Origin of the sequence: Kineothrix sp. MB12-C1 (genome assembly GCF_030863805.1) — a bacterium.
Taxonomy (GTDB): domain Bacteria; phylum Bacillota; class Clostridia; order Lachnospirales; family Lachnospiraceae; genus Kineothrix.
This window is the reverse complement of sequence record NZ_CP132957.1, coordinates 3,651,106-3,667,549: the sequence shown is the minus strand read 5'-3', so window position 1 is coordinate 3,667,549 and position 16,444 is coordinate 3,651,106. Positions and strand designations below refer to the sequence as shown.

The 16,444-nt window shown below is 42.9% G+C and carries 13 protein-coding genes; all 13 read right to left on the bottom strand.

What is annotated here, in order from left to right; genetic code table 11:
• Positions 1 to 3 precede the first annotated feature (3 nt).
• The gene (gene rlmH / locus RBB56_RS16800; protein ID WP_306720108.1) at positions 4 to 483 is read right to left on the bottom strand and encodes a 23S rRNA (pseudouridine(1915)-N(3))-methyltransferase RlmH; all 480 of its coding nucleotides are present in this window, start codon (positions 481 to 483) and stop codon (positions 4 to 6) included.
• A gap of 14 nt (positions 484 to 497) precedes the next feature.
• Complete coding sequence (locus RBB56_RS16795; protein WP_306720107.1) at positions 498 to 1,319, bottom strand: hypothetical protein; 822 nt, start codon at positions 1,317 to 1,319, stop codon at positions 498 to 500.
• Positions 1,320 to 1,354: 35 nt separating this feature from the next.
• Complete coding sequence (locus tag RBB56_RS16790) at positions 1,355 to 2,434, bottom strand: hypothetical protein (protein WP_306720106.1); 1,080 nt, start codon at positions 2,432 to 2,434, stop codon at positions 1,355 to 1,357.
• A gap of 54 nt (positions 2,435 to 2,488) precedes the next feature.
• Positions 2,489 to 2,788: a Dabb family protein gene (locus RBB56_RS16785; RefSeq protein ID WP_306720105.1), complete on the bottom strand. Its 300-nt coding sequence runs from the start codon at positions 2,786 to 2,788 to the stop codon at positions 2,489 to 2,491.
• Positions 2,789 to 2,992: 204 nt separating this feature from the next.
• A complete protein-coding gene (gene gltA / locus RBB56_RS16780; RefSeq protein WP_306720104.1) occupies positions 2,993 to 4,378 on the bottom strand; it encodes an NADPH-dependent glutamate synthase in 1,386 nt (461 codons plus the stop codon).
• A gap of 26 nt (positions 4,379 to 4,404) precedes the next feature.
• Positions 4,405 to 5,286: a sulfide/dihydroorotate dehydrogenase-like FAD/NAD-binding protein gene (locus tag RBB56_RS16775; RefSeq protein ID WP_306720103.1), complete on the bottom strand. Its 882-nt coding sequence runs from the start codon at positions 5,284 to 5,286 to the stop codon at positions 4,405 to 4,407.
• 82 nt (positions 5,287 to 5,368) lie between these two features.
• Entirely contained in the window at positions 5,369 to 6,832 is a 1,464-nt protein-coding gene (locus RBB56_RS16770; protein WP_306720102.1) for a chitobiase/beta-hexosaminidase C-terminal domain-containing protein, read from the bottom strand.
• 14 nt (positions 6,833 to 6,846) lie between these two features.
• The gene (gene folD, locus RBB56_RS16765; RefSeq protein WP_306720101.1) at positions 6,847 to 7,695 is read right to left on the bottom strand and encodes a bifunctional methylenetetrahydrofolate dehydrogenase/methenyltetrahydrofolate cyclohydrolase FolD; all 849 of its coding nucleotides are present in this window, start codon (positions 7,693 to 7,695) and stop codon (positions 6,847 to 6,849) included.
• A 23-nt stretch (positions 7,696 to 7,718) separates the two neighbouring features.
• Complete coding sequence (locus RBB56_RS16760; RefSeq protein WP_306720100.1) at positions 7,719 to 9,389, bottom strand: formate--tetrahydrofolate ligase; 1,671 nt, start codon at positions 9,387 to 9,389, stop codon at positions 7,719 to 7,721.
• A gap of 70 nt (positions 9,390 to 9,459) precedes the next feature.
• Positions 9,460 to 12,105 (bottom strand): FtsK/SpoIIIE family DNA translocase, encoded by a 2,646-nt coding sequence (locus tag RBB56_RS16755; protein WP_306720099.1) that lies wholly within the window; start codon positions 12,103 to 12,105, stop codon positions 9,460 to 9,462.
• Between the two features lie 74 nt (positions 12,106 to 12,179).
• Positions 12,180 to 13,022, bottom strand: a complete 843-nt coding sequence (locus RBB56_RS16750; protein WP_306722200.1) for a ClpP family protease — start codon at positions 13,020 to 13,022, stop codon at positions 12,180 to 12,182.
• Between the two features lie 305 nt (positions 13,023 to 13,327).
• On the bottom strand, positions 13,328 to 15,046 hold the full coding sequence (locus RBB56_RS16745) for an ArnT family glycosyltransferase (RefSeq protein WP_306720098.1): 1,719 nt from the start codon (positions 15,044 to 15,046) through the stop codon (positions 13,328 to 13,330).
• Positions 15,047 to 15,104: 58 nt separating this feature from the next.
• Positions 15,105 to 16,388 carry an O-acetylhomoserine aminocarboxypropyltransferase/cysteine synthase family protein gene (locus RBB56_RS16740; RefSeq protein ID WP_306720097.1) on the bottom strand — a complete coding sequence of 428 codons (1,284 nt, stop codon included), beginning with the start codon at positions 16,386 to 16,388 and terminating at the stop codon, positions 15,105 to 15,107.
• Positions 16,389 to 16,444 lie beyond the last annotated feature (56 nt).

The following is a 16,444-nucleotide window of genomic DNA, read 5'->3' as shown; positions in this document are numbered from 1 at the left end:
CTGCTATTTGTGATATGGTTCTCCGCTTATAATGCGATAAGCCCTATATATTTGCTCTGATAAAATAACCCTCATAAGCTGATGAGGAAAGGTCATATCCGAAAAGCTCAGTTTCTCATTGGCACGTTCGGATACCTTCTTATGAAGTCCAAGCGACCCGCCGATTATAAACTGTATATGACTTTTCCCATAGATAGCCAGCTTATCCAGCCTATCTGCAAAGTCCTCTGAATCGAGTTTCTTTCCTTGAATCTCCAAGGTGATGACGTGTGCATCATCTTTTATGTATTTAAGAATTCGCTCCGCTTCCTTTTCCTTAATCTGTTCCTCATAAGAGGCACTGGCTTTATCCGGTGTCTTTTCATCCTCCACTTCTATAATTTCCAAGCGGCAATATTTACTAAGACGCTTCGCATATTCAAGGAGCGCATCGCGGTAATACTTCTCTTTTACCTTACCTACTGCTATTATCGCTATTTTCATAAATCGTTACAATCCTATTCAAAAATATGGGGATAATAGTCATCGGTAAAGGAATCCAGAAATCCCTCATCTAAATTCATAAACTGATGAGAAATCTGCTTTTTCATCTTCTCTATCCGTTTAAAATACCGGCTCTCTTCGCTGTCGTCATCTTCCAACTCAAAAAGACCTTCATCCACCACTTCTGCCGTAAGGTTCTCCTCACACCACTTCTTAATCTCGCTTGTCAGATTATTCTCTGATTCTGCTTTCTGTGCAAGTATCTTCGATGACTTCATGGAAACAGCTCCCATTACGACAAATAAGACAAACAGACCGCCCATAACACCGCATATCATATAACGGTTCATGATATTAACGGAAATAGGTATAATCCCTGTAAAAATCAGGGCGATAGCCACAAGCCCCAGGCCACCGATCAACAATAGCATATATGCAGAAGAACGGTTCTCTTCTGCCCTTGTCTGACTGTTTTGATAGACACCTCCACCGACTGCCATAGAAAGGCCCTTGCTGCTTTCCTCCGCTCCTTCTTCCGTCTCCTTTTCCTTTTTTTCCTCTTGAAGGAATACATTGACGGCAAGAGCTGCCTTTCGTTTTTCTTCTCCGCTTACGAACAGCTCATAGGTCTGATCCTTCTCATCATAAGAAACAAAGGCAGATTTTACCTTATTAAAATGAAGGAATTCCTTCAACCGTTCCATCTGCTCTTCCTCACCGAAGATTAAAGGCTCGTCCTTTCTTGTATTCAGAGATCCCTCCAGCTCCACTCCGCAATCGGCACAGAGTGTTACACCTTCTCTATATTCGTTTTTGCATTTCGGACACCAAGGCATCGTTATTTCCCCCTACTTTCCTTTTCCTTAAATGTTTATTGCTTTGCAGCGGATATTAATCCGTTCACCCCTTGATTCATATTCTCTTTTTCGGGCATCCACTGATAATTATCTGCATTTTTGATTTCCACAATCACCGGATACTGTCCTTTTTTATCCTTCTCTCCTAATGGCTGCCACACGCCATGTTTCGCCGTGCCGCTCCATTCCTTGGAATTACCGCCTTTATAATAATCGGTAATATAAATTTCCCCGTCATAAAACCCATTTTTAAAATTACCGATAAAATTACGATTGTATCCTACTTTTTCTTCCAAATTCTCTTCGATAAAATCATAATGTTCCGCACCGCTTCCATTTGGCAGATCCCCTGCCCAGTTGCCGGAATAACTGTGCTGTAGATACAGGCTATCCTTTGCTTTTTCGTTTTTATCATATACAAAATACCGAATCCACATGCCGCTTTCGCTTCTGACACCATTTTTCCACTCACCATAATAATACTGATTATCGGCATACATTGCAAGTCCTTTACCATTAGGGCGGTTATTCCCATCGGTATCACCGAAGTAATAATACTTTGCCGTTCCGGTAAGATTTCCTGATGCTGCCCGATATCTAGGCAAATAAGCCAGGTCTTCTACCGCCTTCATATTGCCAGCTTCCCAATAGCCGCTCATTTCGGACATCTGCCTTGACAGATCGATCTCTACCTTAGATAAGTCCTCAGAGACTTCCTTTTGCCACTTCGCTGTTGTAGTCTGACTATTTTGTTCGGCCGCAACCTTCTCTTCTTCTATAATGCTTTCTTCTTCCTTATTTTCTTCTTTTTCCACTACAACTGCAGGCTCTCCCGTTTCCCTCTCATCCTTTACTTCGTCTGCAACGTCTTCCTGTCCCTTTTTCTTCACATCGGAGCTTTCGATATTTTGAGATCCTTGATTCTGTGTACTGTTCACATATTCTATAATATCATCCTGCAGTTTATTATCCACATTCTGATTTGCTCTTTTATTTATCCCATGTATGACAAAACTAATACCACAAATTATCACAATGAGAACAACGGCAATTCCTACTGTTAATAATTTCATTTTATCACTGTTATCTCTCACAATCTACCTCTCTTACTACACGTAACGGTTCCTTACCCCTACTAAATATTTACACTACACTTTGTAATCAAAACATATTCTGTTGCATGTCATGCTTCTTACATAAGTAGCTGCCTCTATGTGTGCAGGGTGTACCTGATAAGCATTCAATGCTTCTTCCGATTCAAGAACGGAGATCAATCCAAGATCCTTATTGCTGGAAGAAAGTCCATCGATTACAACCTCCAGAGAAACAACGCCTTCTATCTTGTCCTTTACCGCTTCCAACTTCTCCTTTATAGTTCTTGCAGCAAGTTCCTTCTCGCTTCCTGACAGTTCTTCCTTCAAATCCCATAATACAATATGATGTACCATTTACTTCCTCCTCTATCCTACTTTACCATAACAATTTATAGCCTATCTTATATGTCTTATATGCAATTATACCACAGTAATAACAAATGAAAAGGGAGAATTTGGAGGATTGTGAAAACTTAATTTATCTTAATAAAAAATTAGGAAAAGAAAAAAGATTCCTAAAACTTACTTTCAAGAATCTTTTCTCTTCGCCACTTCTATTTATTTATTGCTTAAATACTCATCAATGCCTTTTGCCGCAGCTTTTCCGGCTCCCATAGCCAAAATAACTGTGGCAGCTCCGGTTACCGCATCTCCGCCGGCATATACGCCTTCTTTCGTTGTCTTGCCGGTATTTTCATCCGCAACAATACATTGCCACTTATTGACTTCCAATCCGTCCGTCGTGGATGAAATCAGCGGGTTCGGAGAGGTCCCAAGAGACATAATAACGGTATCCACTTCGATAATAAATTCAGAATCCGGCTTTACTACCGGCCTTCTTCTTCCGGACTCATCGGGTTCTCCAAGCTCCATTTTCACACATTTGATGCCGCTTACCCAACCATTTTCGTCAGTCAGGATTTCTACAGGATTACTTAAAAGGTCGAAGATAATTCCTTCTTCCTTCGCATGATGCACTTCTTCCACTCTGGCAGGAAGTTCTTCTTCACTTCTTCTGTACACAATATGTACCTCTGCCCCAAGTCTGAGCGCTGTCCTTGCCGCATCCATAGCTACGTTTCCACCGCCAACTACGGCGACCTTCTTACTATCCATAATCGGAGTAGGAGAATCTGCCTGGAAAGCTTTCATCAAGTTACTTCTCGTTAAGTACTCATTCGCGGAGAATACACCGTTTGCCTGTTCGCCCGGAATGCCCATGAACTTAGGAAGTCCTGCTCCGGAACCGATAAACACAGCCTCAAAGCCCTCTTCCTCTATTAACTCATCGATGGTAACCGCCTTACCTACTACTACATTTGTTTCTATTTTTACACCGAGGGATCTTACATTGTCAATTTCCTTAGCGACTACATCTTCTTTGGGAAGACGGAATTCAGGAATACCATATACCAATACGCCGCCCGGCTCATGCAGCGCCTCAAAGATAGTGACATCGTACCCGGCCTTCGCCAAATCTCCCGCACAAGTAAGACCCGCCGGACCAGAACCGATAACAGCTACTTTTTTTCCTTTTTTCTCCGTTGCCCCTTCGGGTTTAATGCCTTTTTCCATCGCCCAATCAGCAACAAAACGTTCCAGTTTACCGATAGATACCGGCTCACCTTTAATTCCTCTGATACACACACCTTCACACTGACTCTCCTGAGGGCATACGCGTCCGCATACTGCCGGCAGTGCTGAAGATTCGCTAATCGTCTGATATGCCGCCTCTATATCTCCTGCCTTTACCTGCTGGATAAAAGCCGGAATATTAATGGATACCGGGCATCCTACTATACATTTCGCATTCTTGCAGTTAATACATCTTTCCGATTCCGCTCTCGCTTCTTCTTCATTATATCCATAACACACTTCTTCAAAGTTAGTCGCGCGCACCTTCGCATCCTGTTCGCGAACAGGAACTTTCTTCAATACGTCCATGATATCCTCCCATCTATTGTTACATCTTAATCGCAGTTACCGCATCCGCCATGATGAGTATCGCCTTCTTGTTCCTTCAGAAGAGCCTTTCCTTCTACCGTACGGTATAGCTGCTGACGTTTCATCGCCTGATCAAAATCCACCTTATGACCGTCGAATTCCGGACCATCCACACAGGCGAATTTCACTTGCCCATCTACTGTCACACGACATGCGCCGCACATCCCGGTACCATCCACCATAATAGGATTCAAGCTTACAACCGTCGGAATACCGAGTTCTTCCGTCATCTTGCATACGAATTTCATCATGATCATCGGCCCGATTGCCACACATATATCGTAGTGTTTTCCTTCTTTTTCCACCAGATCCTTAATGGTCTGCGTAACCATACCGCTTCTTCCATAAGAACCATCATCTGTTGTTATATAGAGATTCTCCGCTACTGCTTCCATCTCTTTTTCTAAAATAAGTAAATCTTTCGTCTTAGCGCCTACGATAACGTCCACTTTTACATCACGTTTCTTCAACCACTTCACCTGTGGATATACAGGTGCGGTTCCTACACCACCGGCAACAAACAGAATACTTTTTTCTTTCAATTCTTCTATCGGTTCATCTACAAACTCAGACGGGCATCCAAGGGGTCCCACGAAATCATGGAAACTATCTCCGGCTTTTAACTCTCCCATCTTCTTCGTACCTGCTCCCACACTCTGGAAAACAATAGACACTGTCCCCTTTTTCCTATCATAATCGCAGATAGTGAGTGGAATTCTCTCTCCGTTTTCATCCATCCTGACAATAATAAACTGCCCTGGCTGACATCTCTTTGCTACACGTTTCGCCTCAACTTCCATGAGATAAATATTAGTTGTCAGCTCCCTTGATTCTAAAATCTTGTACATCTTATCCCTCCTGTATAGCACTTTACTGTATGAAAGCTATCCTTATTATGATAGCGGATAACCAGTAAAAGTGCAACTTTTTTTATTCCAAAGGTATTAGTATAATTTTCCCATCGTTATCATAGGTCACCCGGCTGACGCTTCCATCCGCTATATTGACCCCATAAATCCGCTCGGTTCTCGTCTGAAGACCTGTTCCATCTTCATAGTATTCATAGATAATATAATAATCGCCATTTCCTTCAATCCGGGTCACTGCACCGTATTTATAAATATTATGGCCGCTCATGCCGCGCAGATTCCCTTGTTCATCTAATAGAACATCCGCCCGCATCAACGCGTGTACTACATTCAAAATAGCCATATCGGTAGTGATTTCCGTATTCAGCGTCAGCTTATAGGTACGTATCGTAATATCACTGGCTACCCCTTCCGGGCTTACCGCCATGAATTTATAAACTGACTTACCAAGAGGCATTGGAATCGGAGACATATATAAGGCACTGTCTTCCGTAGGGTCAGTGCTATCTGTCGTATAGTAAATGCGGCAATCCTCCGGCGCACTCACTTCTATCATATAAGGTTCATAATAATCACCGCTGTATACCGATACTTCCGGAGCTGACGGTACTGCCAGATCGATATGGTAGGTATTGCTCACTATCTCGCTTTTAATGCCATAATCGTTGACAAAATAAGCTTTTATCACATAAGTCCCCGTCTCTAAGAAAATGGGAGCCGTGTAGACTTCACTGTCTTCATCAGGTGTATTTCCATCCAAAGTATAATAAATCTTGCCGGAAGTGTTGGCACTTAACTTCAAAGGGATGACTTCTTCATAATTTCCATTCACATAACTGAATTCCGGAGGTTTTGCAATATACTGCTGAAACATAGTAATAATCTTCTCATCAGCACTGGACAAGAGAAACTCGTTGATTTCCTGATAGTTTCCTTGCTTCTTATAAATAGAAATAATTTTATCGTAGGCATTTTCTACGTCAGCTTCCTCATACAGCTTCTCGGAATCGACAATTTTCTGTAATGTATAGATTGCAAAATCATAATTTTCTTGTATGTAATAATAATCTGCAATTAAAAATAGAACATCCACATTCGTCTCATCCAATTCATATACTTTTTCCAGATGAGAAATTGCTTCACTATATTTTTCCTGTCCTGCGAATTCCTTTGCCTTCGCAATTTGATAAGGCACCGAATAATTGCGATACGTGGAATAACCCGCAAAAAGCACTGCAATAAACAGAAAAGTGATTCCCATAAGAACGGCCACTAATCTTCTTTGCTGCGCTGCTTTTACTCTTTTCGCATTTTTTTCCGACTCCTCTATTGCGGCTGTATTCATATCTATCGGTACTTCAATTACTTCCTCTTTCGCCAACTCGACAAAAAGCGTGGACAAAGTTTCATTCATTTCTTGTTCTATTTCAGGCTCAAAATCAGGAACAATCCTGATTTCTTCCCCGCAGCTATCACAATACAAATGATCTTCTGCCAGCTCATATCCACATTTAGGACATTTCATAAATAAATACCTTTCTACTTCGATGCGAGTCTTACCGATTCCACACAATTATTCATCAGCATCGCTATCGTCATCGGTCCCACACCTCCCGGAACAGGGGTAATTGCGCTGCAAACTGCCACTACATCATCGTAGTCCACATCGCCGCACAATTTGTTATTCTCATCTCTGTGAATGCCTACATCGATAACTACGGCTCCGTCTTTTACATATTCTTTCGTAATCATCTTCGGTCTGCCTACTGCCGCAATTAAAATGTCAGCCCGTTTTGTCACTTCCTGCAGATCCTTCGTTCTCGAATGTGCTACCGTCACTGTCGCATTTTCTCCCAGCATTAAAAGTGCCATAGGTTTACCTACAATATTGCTCCTGCCGATAACCACACATTCCTTACCGACCGTCTCAATTCCTGAACGTTTCAGAAGCTGGATAATACCAGCCGGCGTGCAAGGAAGAAAGCCCGGCTGTCCAATGCAAAAGGCACCTACGTTCATAGGATGAAAACCATCCACATCTTTTTGCGGTGAAATAGCCGCAATCACTTTATCTTCGTCAATATGTCCAGGTAATGGAAGCTGAACGAGAATACCATTCACATCCACTTTATCATTCAACTCCCCGATAAGGGCAAGCAACTCTTCCTCGCTCGTTGTCTCCGGCAGTTCGTATGACAAAGAGCGAATACCTACATATTCACATGCTTTCTTTTTATTTCCTACATAAACGCTGGAGGCAGGGTCATTACCTACTTGAATAACCGCTAATGTCACTTCAATTCCTTCTGCCTTCAATTTCACTACTTTTTCTCTTACTTCTTCTTTTATCTGAGTAGAAATTATCTTCCCGTCAATTATTTGCGGCATTGTGCACCCTACCTTTCCTTTTTTTAAAACAAACCTGTAATTATTCCCTCTTCCGTCACATCGATACGGCAAGCCGCCGGCTCCTTAGGGAGACCGGGCATTGTCATGACCGATCCTGTTAAAATAACTACGAAACCTGCTCCCGCTGACACGTATGCTTCTCTCACCTGCAGCGTGAAATCCTCCGGTCTTCCTAAAAGCTGAGGATCATCCGATAGAGAATACGGTGTCTTAGCCATGCATACCGGCAAATTACCAAAGCCGAGTTTCTCAAGTTGTGCAAGTTGCCTGAGCGCTGCCTGAGAGTAGCTTACTCCCTTTGCGCCGTAAATTTCCTTTGCTACGGTTTCCACTTTCTCTGAGAGAGAGTGTTCATCTTCATATAATACTTTGAAACGGCTCTCTTTCGTCTCCAAGGTATCCAGAACTTTTCCGGCAAGGGCAATCCCGCCTTCTCCGCCCTTCTCCCACACTTCAGAAATGGCAAACTCACAGTTTCTTTCCTCACAAAATTCTTTCACATAGGAAATCTCCGCCTGAGTATCGGTAAGAAAAGAGTTGAGCGTAACTACTACGGGTACTCCGTATTTCTGTAAATTTTCTATATGTTTCTCAAGGTTTACAATACCTTTTTTGAGTGCATCTATATTTTCTTCGCTTAAATCCGCCTTAGGAATTCCTCCGTTGTACTTAAGCGCTCTTATGGTCGCTACCAACACGACTGCATCCGGCTTCAAGTCTCCTATCCGGCATTTGATGTCGAAGAACTTCTCCGCTCCCAGATCCGCACCGAATCCTGCTTCCGTAATAACATAATCCGCTATTTTCAGTGCTGCTTTCGTAGCCCTGATCGAGTTACAGCCATGAGCGATATTAGCAAAAGGGCCTCCATGTATCAGGGCAGGCGTATGCTCTAATGTCTGAATTAAATTCGGCTTGATCGCATCCTTCAGCAAAGCTGCCATAGCTCCTACTGCACCCAATTCCTTTGCTGTTACCGGTTCTCCCTGGAAATTATAAGCAACTACGATTCTTCCAAGCCTTACCTTCAAATCTTCCATATCAAGAGCAAGACAAAGTACCGCCATAATCTCTGAAGCTACAGTAATTACGAAATGATCCTCCCTTACGGTTCCATCGTTCTTACTTCCAAGCCCTACCACTATATTTCTAAGTACCCTGTCATTCATATCCAGGCATCGCTTCCATACGATCTGCCTCGTATCGATACCGAGCACATTCCCCTGCTGTACATGATTGTCCAGCATAGCCGCTAAAAGGTTATTCGCAGAAGTAATCGCATGAAAATCGCCGGTAAAGTGTAAATTAAGATCCTCCATAGGAACAACCTGCGCATAACCCCCTCCGGCTGCTCCCCCTTTCACACCAAAACATGGGCCAAGAGACGGCTCACGAAGAGCAATGATTGCCTTTTTTCCCAGTTTCCCAAAAGCCTGTCCCAATCCTACGCTCGTTGTTGTCTTGCCTTCTCCCGCCGGTGTAGGATTAATCGCCGTTACAAGAATTAGCTTTCCTTCCGGATTATCTTCTATTTTCCTTAAGTATTCCTCTGATATTTTCGCCTTATATCTGCCATAGAATTCCAGTTCTTCCACATCGATGTGAAGCGCCCTCGCTACCGTATCAATGGGTTGCATTAAAGCCTCCTGCGCAATTTGAATGTCTGTTTTCATCCTGAATGACCTATCCTTTCCTGTAATTTAACCTGTGCATCCATTGTTCTGTAATAGGAGGACTTTCCTATTACAGAACTTCCTCGATAAGCTGCTCAAATTGTTCCATGCTCATCAGGACCTTTCTCGGCTTGGTACCTTCTTCTTCTCCTACCACGCCGGCTTCGCTTAGTTGATCCATAATACGCGCAGCACGGTTAAAACCAATCTTGAAAACTCTCTGCAGCATTCCAATAGATGCCTTATCCTTATCGATAATGAACTTTCCTGCATCCACGAAATATTGATCTCTACTGCCTGCACCATCTTCACCGGGGCCGGACATCGATGCACTTCCCGTACCTATGCTCTGAATCTTCTCCTCTACGACCTCACTATATACATTGCCGATTGCCTGATTCTTCAGATAATCTACAACATCGGATACCTCTTTATCGGATACAAAGGCGCCCTGTACCCTGGCCGGCTTCGGATAACCTTGAGGATAGAATAACATATCTCCCTTACCGAGCAGCTTTTCTGCCCCATTCATATCCAGAATAGTACGGGAATCCACACCGCTGGATACAGCAAAAGCGACACGGCTCGGCATATTAGCCTTAATCAATCCTGTAATAACATCAACAGAAGGTCTTTGAGTAGCGATAATCAAATGAATGCCTGCAGCTCTGGCAAGCTGTGCCAGACGGCAGATAGACTCTTCCACTTCTCCCGGTGCTACCATCATCAAATCCGCAAGCTCGTCCACAATAATAACAATCTGCGGCATAAGAGCCGGAGCATCTGCTTCCCCCCGGTCCTTCTTCTCTTGTGCTACTCTATTAAATCCTTTTAAATCTCTTACATTATAATCTGCGAACTGCTTATATCTTTCCGTCATCTCAGCTACTCCCCAATGAAGTGCCGCCGCAGCTTTCTTCGGATCAGTCACCACAGGAATGAGCAAATGGGGAATCCCATTATAAACACTGAGCTCCACCACCTTGGGGTCAATCATAATCAACTTAACCTCATCCGGATGAGCTTTATATAAAATACTCATAATCAATGTATTAATACATACCGATTTACCAGATCCTGTGGAACCCGCAATGAGCATATGAGGCATTCTAGCAATATCCGTTACTACCGTCTTGCCGCCGATATCCTTTCCTACGGAAAAGGCCAGCTTAGATGGGAATTCCTTGAATTCCTTAGATTCCAATAGATCCCGCAGCATTACCATAGCATTTTCCTTATTGGGTACCTCAATTCCTACCGCCGCTTTTCCCGGAATCGGTGCCTCAATACGAATATCTGTAGCTGCCAAATTCAATTTAATGTCATCTGCAAGCCCTACAATCTTGCTCACCTTCACGCCTTGTTCCGGCTGCATCTCATATCTGGTCACAGAAGGACCTTGACTGATATCCGTAATCGTTACTTTTACACCGAAGGTCGCCAATGTCTTCTGTAGGTGAATAGCTGTTTCTTTTAATTGCTGCGTCGAATCCGCCGCTCCCTTTGCCGAACTCTTTTGCAACAAAGTAAGCGGAGGAAACACATACTTACCTGAAGCCAGCTTTTCTCCGATTTTTATATTATGTTCTGTGGGCGTTTGTACCTCACCCTTACTTGTCTGCGTACTCTTTGCTACCGGACGATTTACAGGAGTTCCCACAGGTGCCGGAATTATTTCTTCCTCCGGCATCTCCCATACACCAATATCTTCTTTGTTTTCTATCTCCGGTTCCATTTCTATTTGGCTTGCTGATGTGATATGTATGCTGTCGAAATCAATAGCATGGATATTCTCCCCTGAATTTTTCAAAGTGACGTCCACTTCTTTGATATCATTCATATCAAAGTCATTCCATACAATTTCATGGATATCATCACTTAGAGAGCTTTCCGCTTCCTCTCCCTTAGAGGTAATCGCTGTATCCAGCATAACGCCGGACACCTTTTTATCCATACGAAGAATCTTCTCATTCTCGCTTTCTTCCTGTCTTACACGAAGCTCTTCTTCTTTCTTTTTACGAAGTTCTTCTTGCTCCGCCCGCCGCCTCTGCATGCGTTCTTTTCTCACATAGGAATCTTCTCTTGTCTTTTCGTAAACCCTCTGTCCACCGTTTCTCACACTACTCACTAATGACTTCTCCGTAAGTATAACGAGACAAATTACTGCCAGTACAATAATCATAAGTACCGTACCGACCAAGGATAAGAAATGATAGCTTAAGAAGGTAAGAGAGCCTGCGATAACTCCGCCGCCGTTTTTATATTCGCTGCATCTTTTGTAAATTTCTCCGATATTATAAGCTGAATCTTGGCTCCATTCACCTGCCATCAGGTCACAGAACATACCGATAAGGATAAAAAGCACTACTGCTGCCACGAGCTTTCTCTTGGCGATATAGTTGCCTTTATTAGAAATGCCAAAAGCAACTGCAAGAAATAATAATACAGGCGCAATATATGTCGTCAGTCCGAAAAGTCCAAACATAATGCTACTTATCGCATCGCCGAACACACCGACAACACCAAAATTACATAAGAATAAAAAAACTGCCAGTGCGAATACACCAATCAGTATTACTTCATTTTTAATTTCGCGATCCATAGGTTCGCTTTGTCTCGACGATCTTGAGTTCGTCGTTTTTCGCCTTCCTGAAGACGTATTACGGGATGAGTTGTTTTTACTCGTACCCTTTCTGCTTCCCTTTCCGGATGCCATACTATATGCCCCCTAAGCAAATGTAGATTTATTGAACCCATATAGTATAGCATCTAAAGTGAAAGTTGTCATCCTCATACCTTTCTTTTTTTATTCTCATCTCCTTGCTCGTGCACTTCACCATTTTTGTTTCGTTCTTTATCTATCATATTGTGAAGATACTCCATGGCTTCTCTAATTCCACCTACATCATTGATAATTCCCTCATTCACTGCTCCCTGTCCTACCAGAATAGTTCCCACATCTTTCGTAAGAATTCCCGTCTCCATCATTAATTCTTCGAACCTTGCCTTACTTATTCTGCAGTGATTGCAAACGAATCCGGTAATCCGATTCTGAATCTGTTTGAAGTAATCAAAGGTCTGCGGAACACCGATCACCATACCGTTCATCCTGACCGGATGAATCACCATCGTTCCTGTCGGCACAATATAAGAATAATCCGTACTGACAGAAATTGGCACACCGATGGAATGGCTTCCTCCCAATACTAACGATACACTGGGCTTACTTAAAGATGCGATCATCTCTGCGATAGCAAGTCCTGCTTCCACGTCTCCCCCCATAGTATTCAGCAAGACTAAAACTCCATCGATTTCATTGCTATCCTCGATAGCCGCCAGTTCCGGCAGAATGTGTTCATATTTTGTCGTTTTGGAAGTTCCATTCAAATTATCATGTCCTTCGATTTCTCCGATAATCGTTATAAGATGAATTCTATGTTTCTTATTATTTTTATCGAGTGTCATCTGACCGGTCTTCTCAATTCTCTCGTCACGGTGCTTTTCCCCTTCTACTTTTTCATCCACTTCTTTTTCTTTATCATGTTTATTCGCAGATTTTTTCTTATCCTCATTTTCCCTTTCATTCTTATTATCGCTATCCTTTTCCTTCTGATTTCCCATGTTTTCCTCCATTTTCACGCTTTTTATCTTAGTTTGCATGGAATTGTTCTTTTTATACATGAGAGAACAAAAGTGTGCTTCGCCCACTCTCACGATTTAAACTATTTAGTAGCACAACTTTTGTTCCGCGCGCGTAGCTGCGCATTAATCGGTTCTTTAATAGGAGCGCTTTCCTATTAAAGAACAAAAGTGTGCTGCCGTGTAACTGTGCATTCATTTTTATGTAATAGGAGCACTTTCCTACTTACAAAATCAAAAAGCTGTCAGGTACAACATCCATGCGTTGCACCAAACAGCCATTTTCCAATATCTTAGTTTTATTTAAGATCGAAATCATCCTGTTCGCCGGAAGTTATGTCATAATTCATCTCCGCCTCGGGAACATCGATTCCATAATCCATTTCTTTTCTTACATGCTTCTTCGGAAGGGGAAGTGGATTTTCTATGTATTTAATTTCCTTTTTTTCTTCCTTCAGCTCTAACGAGACTTCTTCATGCCCCGGTTCTGCCGGTTTATTTATTTCTTCTATTATGGTCCCTTCTATCTTAATTTCCGCTATCACAGGCACTTCTTCTAGTTTAATCTCTTCTATCTTAGTTCCCTCTATTGCAGGCGCTTCTTCTACCTTAATTTCTTCGATTCCAAGGTCTTCTATCCCAGTCCCTTCCATATCAGATATCGATTCTTCTATGATAGATTCTCCCATTATAGGCTCTTCGATTACAACTTCTTCTTTTATCGCTTGTTTAGATGGCCCCTTCTCTATTGCAGTTACTGTTACAGTTGCTTCCGCCATATCTTTCCCGGTACCTATTGATGCAATGCCGAGAGAGGCTAATGTCCCCCAGAGAAAAGTGATGTAAATACCATAATCCATTCTCTCGATTCCTATAACACAGATTGTACTTAGGAAAAGGAGCAACAATACCCACGCATCCGTTCGCTGCCGTCTCCGCATAAGAAAACTTACTGCGTTCAAAGCTGCGAAAAAGTAAATAATCAGGCTTATTATAGGTCGGGCATCCGGCGATGGTAGAAGATATCTAATGTCAGCACTCTCTCCCCATTGCCGTGTCCATAAGGATAACATATCGACAAAACTTTGTCCCGCATATGCCGAGGCTGCGCTGCATAGAGCTATGGCACCTAACAAGGCTGCTGCTATAATCACTACAAACTGAATTCCTACAGGGATTTTCTTATTCTTTACTGCCTTTGTATCTATCACTACGAATCCCAGCGCAGCAAAAAAGAGAAGGGTAAGACCGAGTACATCCAGATAAGAAATCACGCCTGCATAGAGACCCAGTAATAAAAAAGCAAGATAGCTGCTGCCTTTTCGATATCCGGCGGTAAGTCCCTTAAGATACAAACTCACAAGCCAAAGTCCCACCGCATACAAAAGTAAATACATCACTTGCGGAGTTAAACTGCTTATTCCTGTTATAAATACCGGCGAAACTGCCATAAATATTGCTGTAAGCAAGGCGGTTACTCTTCCTGCCAGAAGCCGAAGTGAGAAATAAAGAAAAAGCATCGCACCCATCTGGAGGAAAAACTGAAGTACAATTCCCACCATCACTTTATTCCCAAAGAAAGAAAATACCGTAGATAAAAGTGCCGTATAAACATAAGAAGCACCGTGTGCCATCCCCGGAATCGACTCTCCCGTAACTTGTGCCAAATGATAAAACTCATTTTCTGCGCCGGCAATACCATCCAAATGCCGCAAATAATAAATACGGTATAAGATAGCCGCTGCAAAAATACACATACCAAGAAAGCACTCCCACATATCGGCAAAATGCTTATCCTTTGGAAACCGGTTTTGCACATACGGTATCACCCTTTCACCCGCCAGCCATACTCCGGCCACGCAAGCAAAGGTTATACATACTGCTACTATCGCACCGTAGATGCCCATTTCCCATGTACACATGCTTATGGTAATCGCACAAGTCGCAAGTAAAACACCTGTTATCACCATATAGGACAGCCATAGCAAGTAGCTAAACCATGTTTTCTTCATCTTCATGTTCTTTCATTCCCTTACGGTTTCTACTATTCTATACGTTTTATCCAACAGGTATTCTTTATATTTTCAAAAGTGCCTGTTCCAAATCCGCGATAATATCATCCACATTCTCGATACCTACGGAGAAACGGATTAAATCCGGAGCAACTCCCGCGGATAATAACTGTTCATCCGACATCTGTCTGTGTGTATGACTGGCCGGATGCAACACACAAGTTCTCGCATCCGCAACGTGAGTCACGATGGCTGCCAGCCTCAAATGATCCATCATTCCACCGGCTGCAGCTCTTCCGGCCTTTAGTCCAAAGGATATGACACCGCAAGTTCCGGCCGGCATATATTTCTGTGCCAGATTATAATATTTGCTGCTCTTAAGTCCCGGATAATTTACCCATGCCACTTTCTCATGACTTTCCAAGTATTCCGCTACCTTCTGTGCGTTCTCACAATGTCTCGGCACCCGAAGATGCAAGGTCTCAAGTCCTACATTTAACAAAAAGGCATTTTGAGGAGACTGTATGGAGCCTAAATCTCTCATTAACTGCGTTGTTGCCTTCGTAATATAAGCAAGCTTCCCGAATCTCTCCGTGTAACGAATTCCATGGTAAGATTCATCCGGCTCACAAAGACCAGGATATTTATCCGGATATTGACTCCAATCGAAATTGCCGGAATCTACAATTGCTCCCCCGACACACATCGCATGTCCATCCATATATTTGCTGGTGGAATGTGTCACAATATCCGCTCCCCATACAAATGGATTACAATTAATCGGAGTAGCAAAAGTATTATCCACAATCAAAGGTACCTGATGATTATGGGCAATACGGGCAAATTTCTCAATATCCAAGACAACCAGAGCAGGATTGGCGATCGTCTCTGCCAATACACATCGAGTATTCTCCTGAAAGGCTTTGTTTAACTCCTCTTCCGGCGCATCGGGATCCACAATGGTGCATTCTATTCCCATCTTTTTCATAGTGACTGTCAATAAATTAAAGGTTCCCCCATATACTGTAGAAGAAAGAACTACATGGGAACCGACCTCACATATGTTAAACACCGCGTAATAATTCGCCGCTTGGCCGGATGCCGTTAACATCGCCGCTACTCCGCCCTCGAGCTCACAGATTTTCTGCGCCACATATTCATTGGTCGGATTTTGCAGTCTCGTATAGAAAAAGCCGCTTTCCTCCAAGTCGAACAATCTGCCCATCTGCTCCGAGGTCTCGTATTTATAGGTTGTGCTCTGGTAGATCGGAAGTACCCTCGGTTCCCCGTTCCTCGGCTTCCAGCCAGACTGAATACATATTGTGTCCTTCGCGTATTCTCCGCTCATCTTTCTCCTCCCACTGATGTGCCGTTCGTTCTTTTTATCTGATTATTTTCTTTCCC

Bases quoted from the DNA above. Each gene is read 5' to 3' on its own strand.
- RBB56_RS16745 (WP_306720098.1), bottom strand. From the start codon at position 15,046: ATGAAGATGAAGAAAACATGGTTTAGCTACTTGCTATGGCTGTCCTAT.
- RBB56_RS16785 (WP_306720105.1), bottom strand. From the start codon at position 2,788: ATGGTACATCATATTGTATTATGGGATTTGAAGGAAGAACTGTCAGGA.
- RBB56_RS16775 (WP_306720103.1), bottom strand. From the start codon at position 5,286: ATGTACAAGATTTTAGAATCAAGGGAGCTGACAACTAATATTTATCTC.
- RBB56_RS16740 (WP_306720097.1), bottom strand. From the start codon at position 16,388: ATGAGCGGAGAATACGCGAAGGACACAATATGTATTCAGTCTGGCTGG.
- gltA (WP_306720104.1), bottom strand. From the start codon at position 4,378: ATGGACGTATTGAAGAAAGTTCCTGTTCGCGAACAGGATGCGAAGGTG.
- RBB56_RS16750 (WP_306722200.1), bottom strand. From the start codon at position 13,022: ATGGAGGAAAACATGGGAAATCAGAAGGAAAAGGATAGCGATAATAAG.
- RBB56_RS16755 (WP_306720099.1), bottom strand. From the start codon at position 12,105: ATGGCATCCGGAAAGGGAAGCAGAAAGGGTACGAGTAAAAACAACTCA.
- RBB56_RS16795 (WP_306720107.1), bottom strand. From the start codon at position 1,319: ATGCCTTGGTGTCCGAAATGCAAAAACGAATATAGAGAAGGTGTAACA.
- folD (WP_306720101.1), bottom strand. From the start codon at position 7,695: ATGCCGCAAATAATTGACGGGAAGATAATTTCTACTCAGATAAAAGAA.
- RBB56_RS16770 (WP_306720102.1), bottom strand. From the start codon at position 6,832: ATGAAATGTCCTAAATGTGGATATGAGCTGGCAGAAGATCATTTGTAT.
- RBB56_RS16760 (WP_306720100.1), bottom strand. From the start codon at position 9,389: ATGAAAACAGACATTCAAATTGCGCAGGAGGCTTTAATGCAACCCATT.
- rlmH (WP_306720108.1), bottom strand. From the start codon at position 483: ATGAAAATAGCGATAATAGCAGTAGGTAAGGTAAAAGAGAAGTATTAC.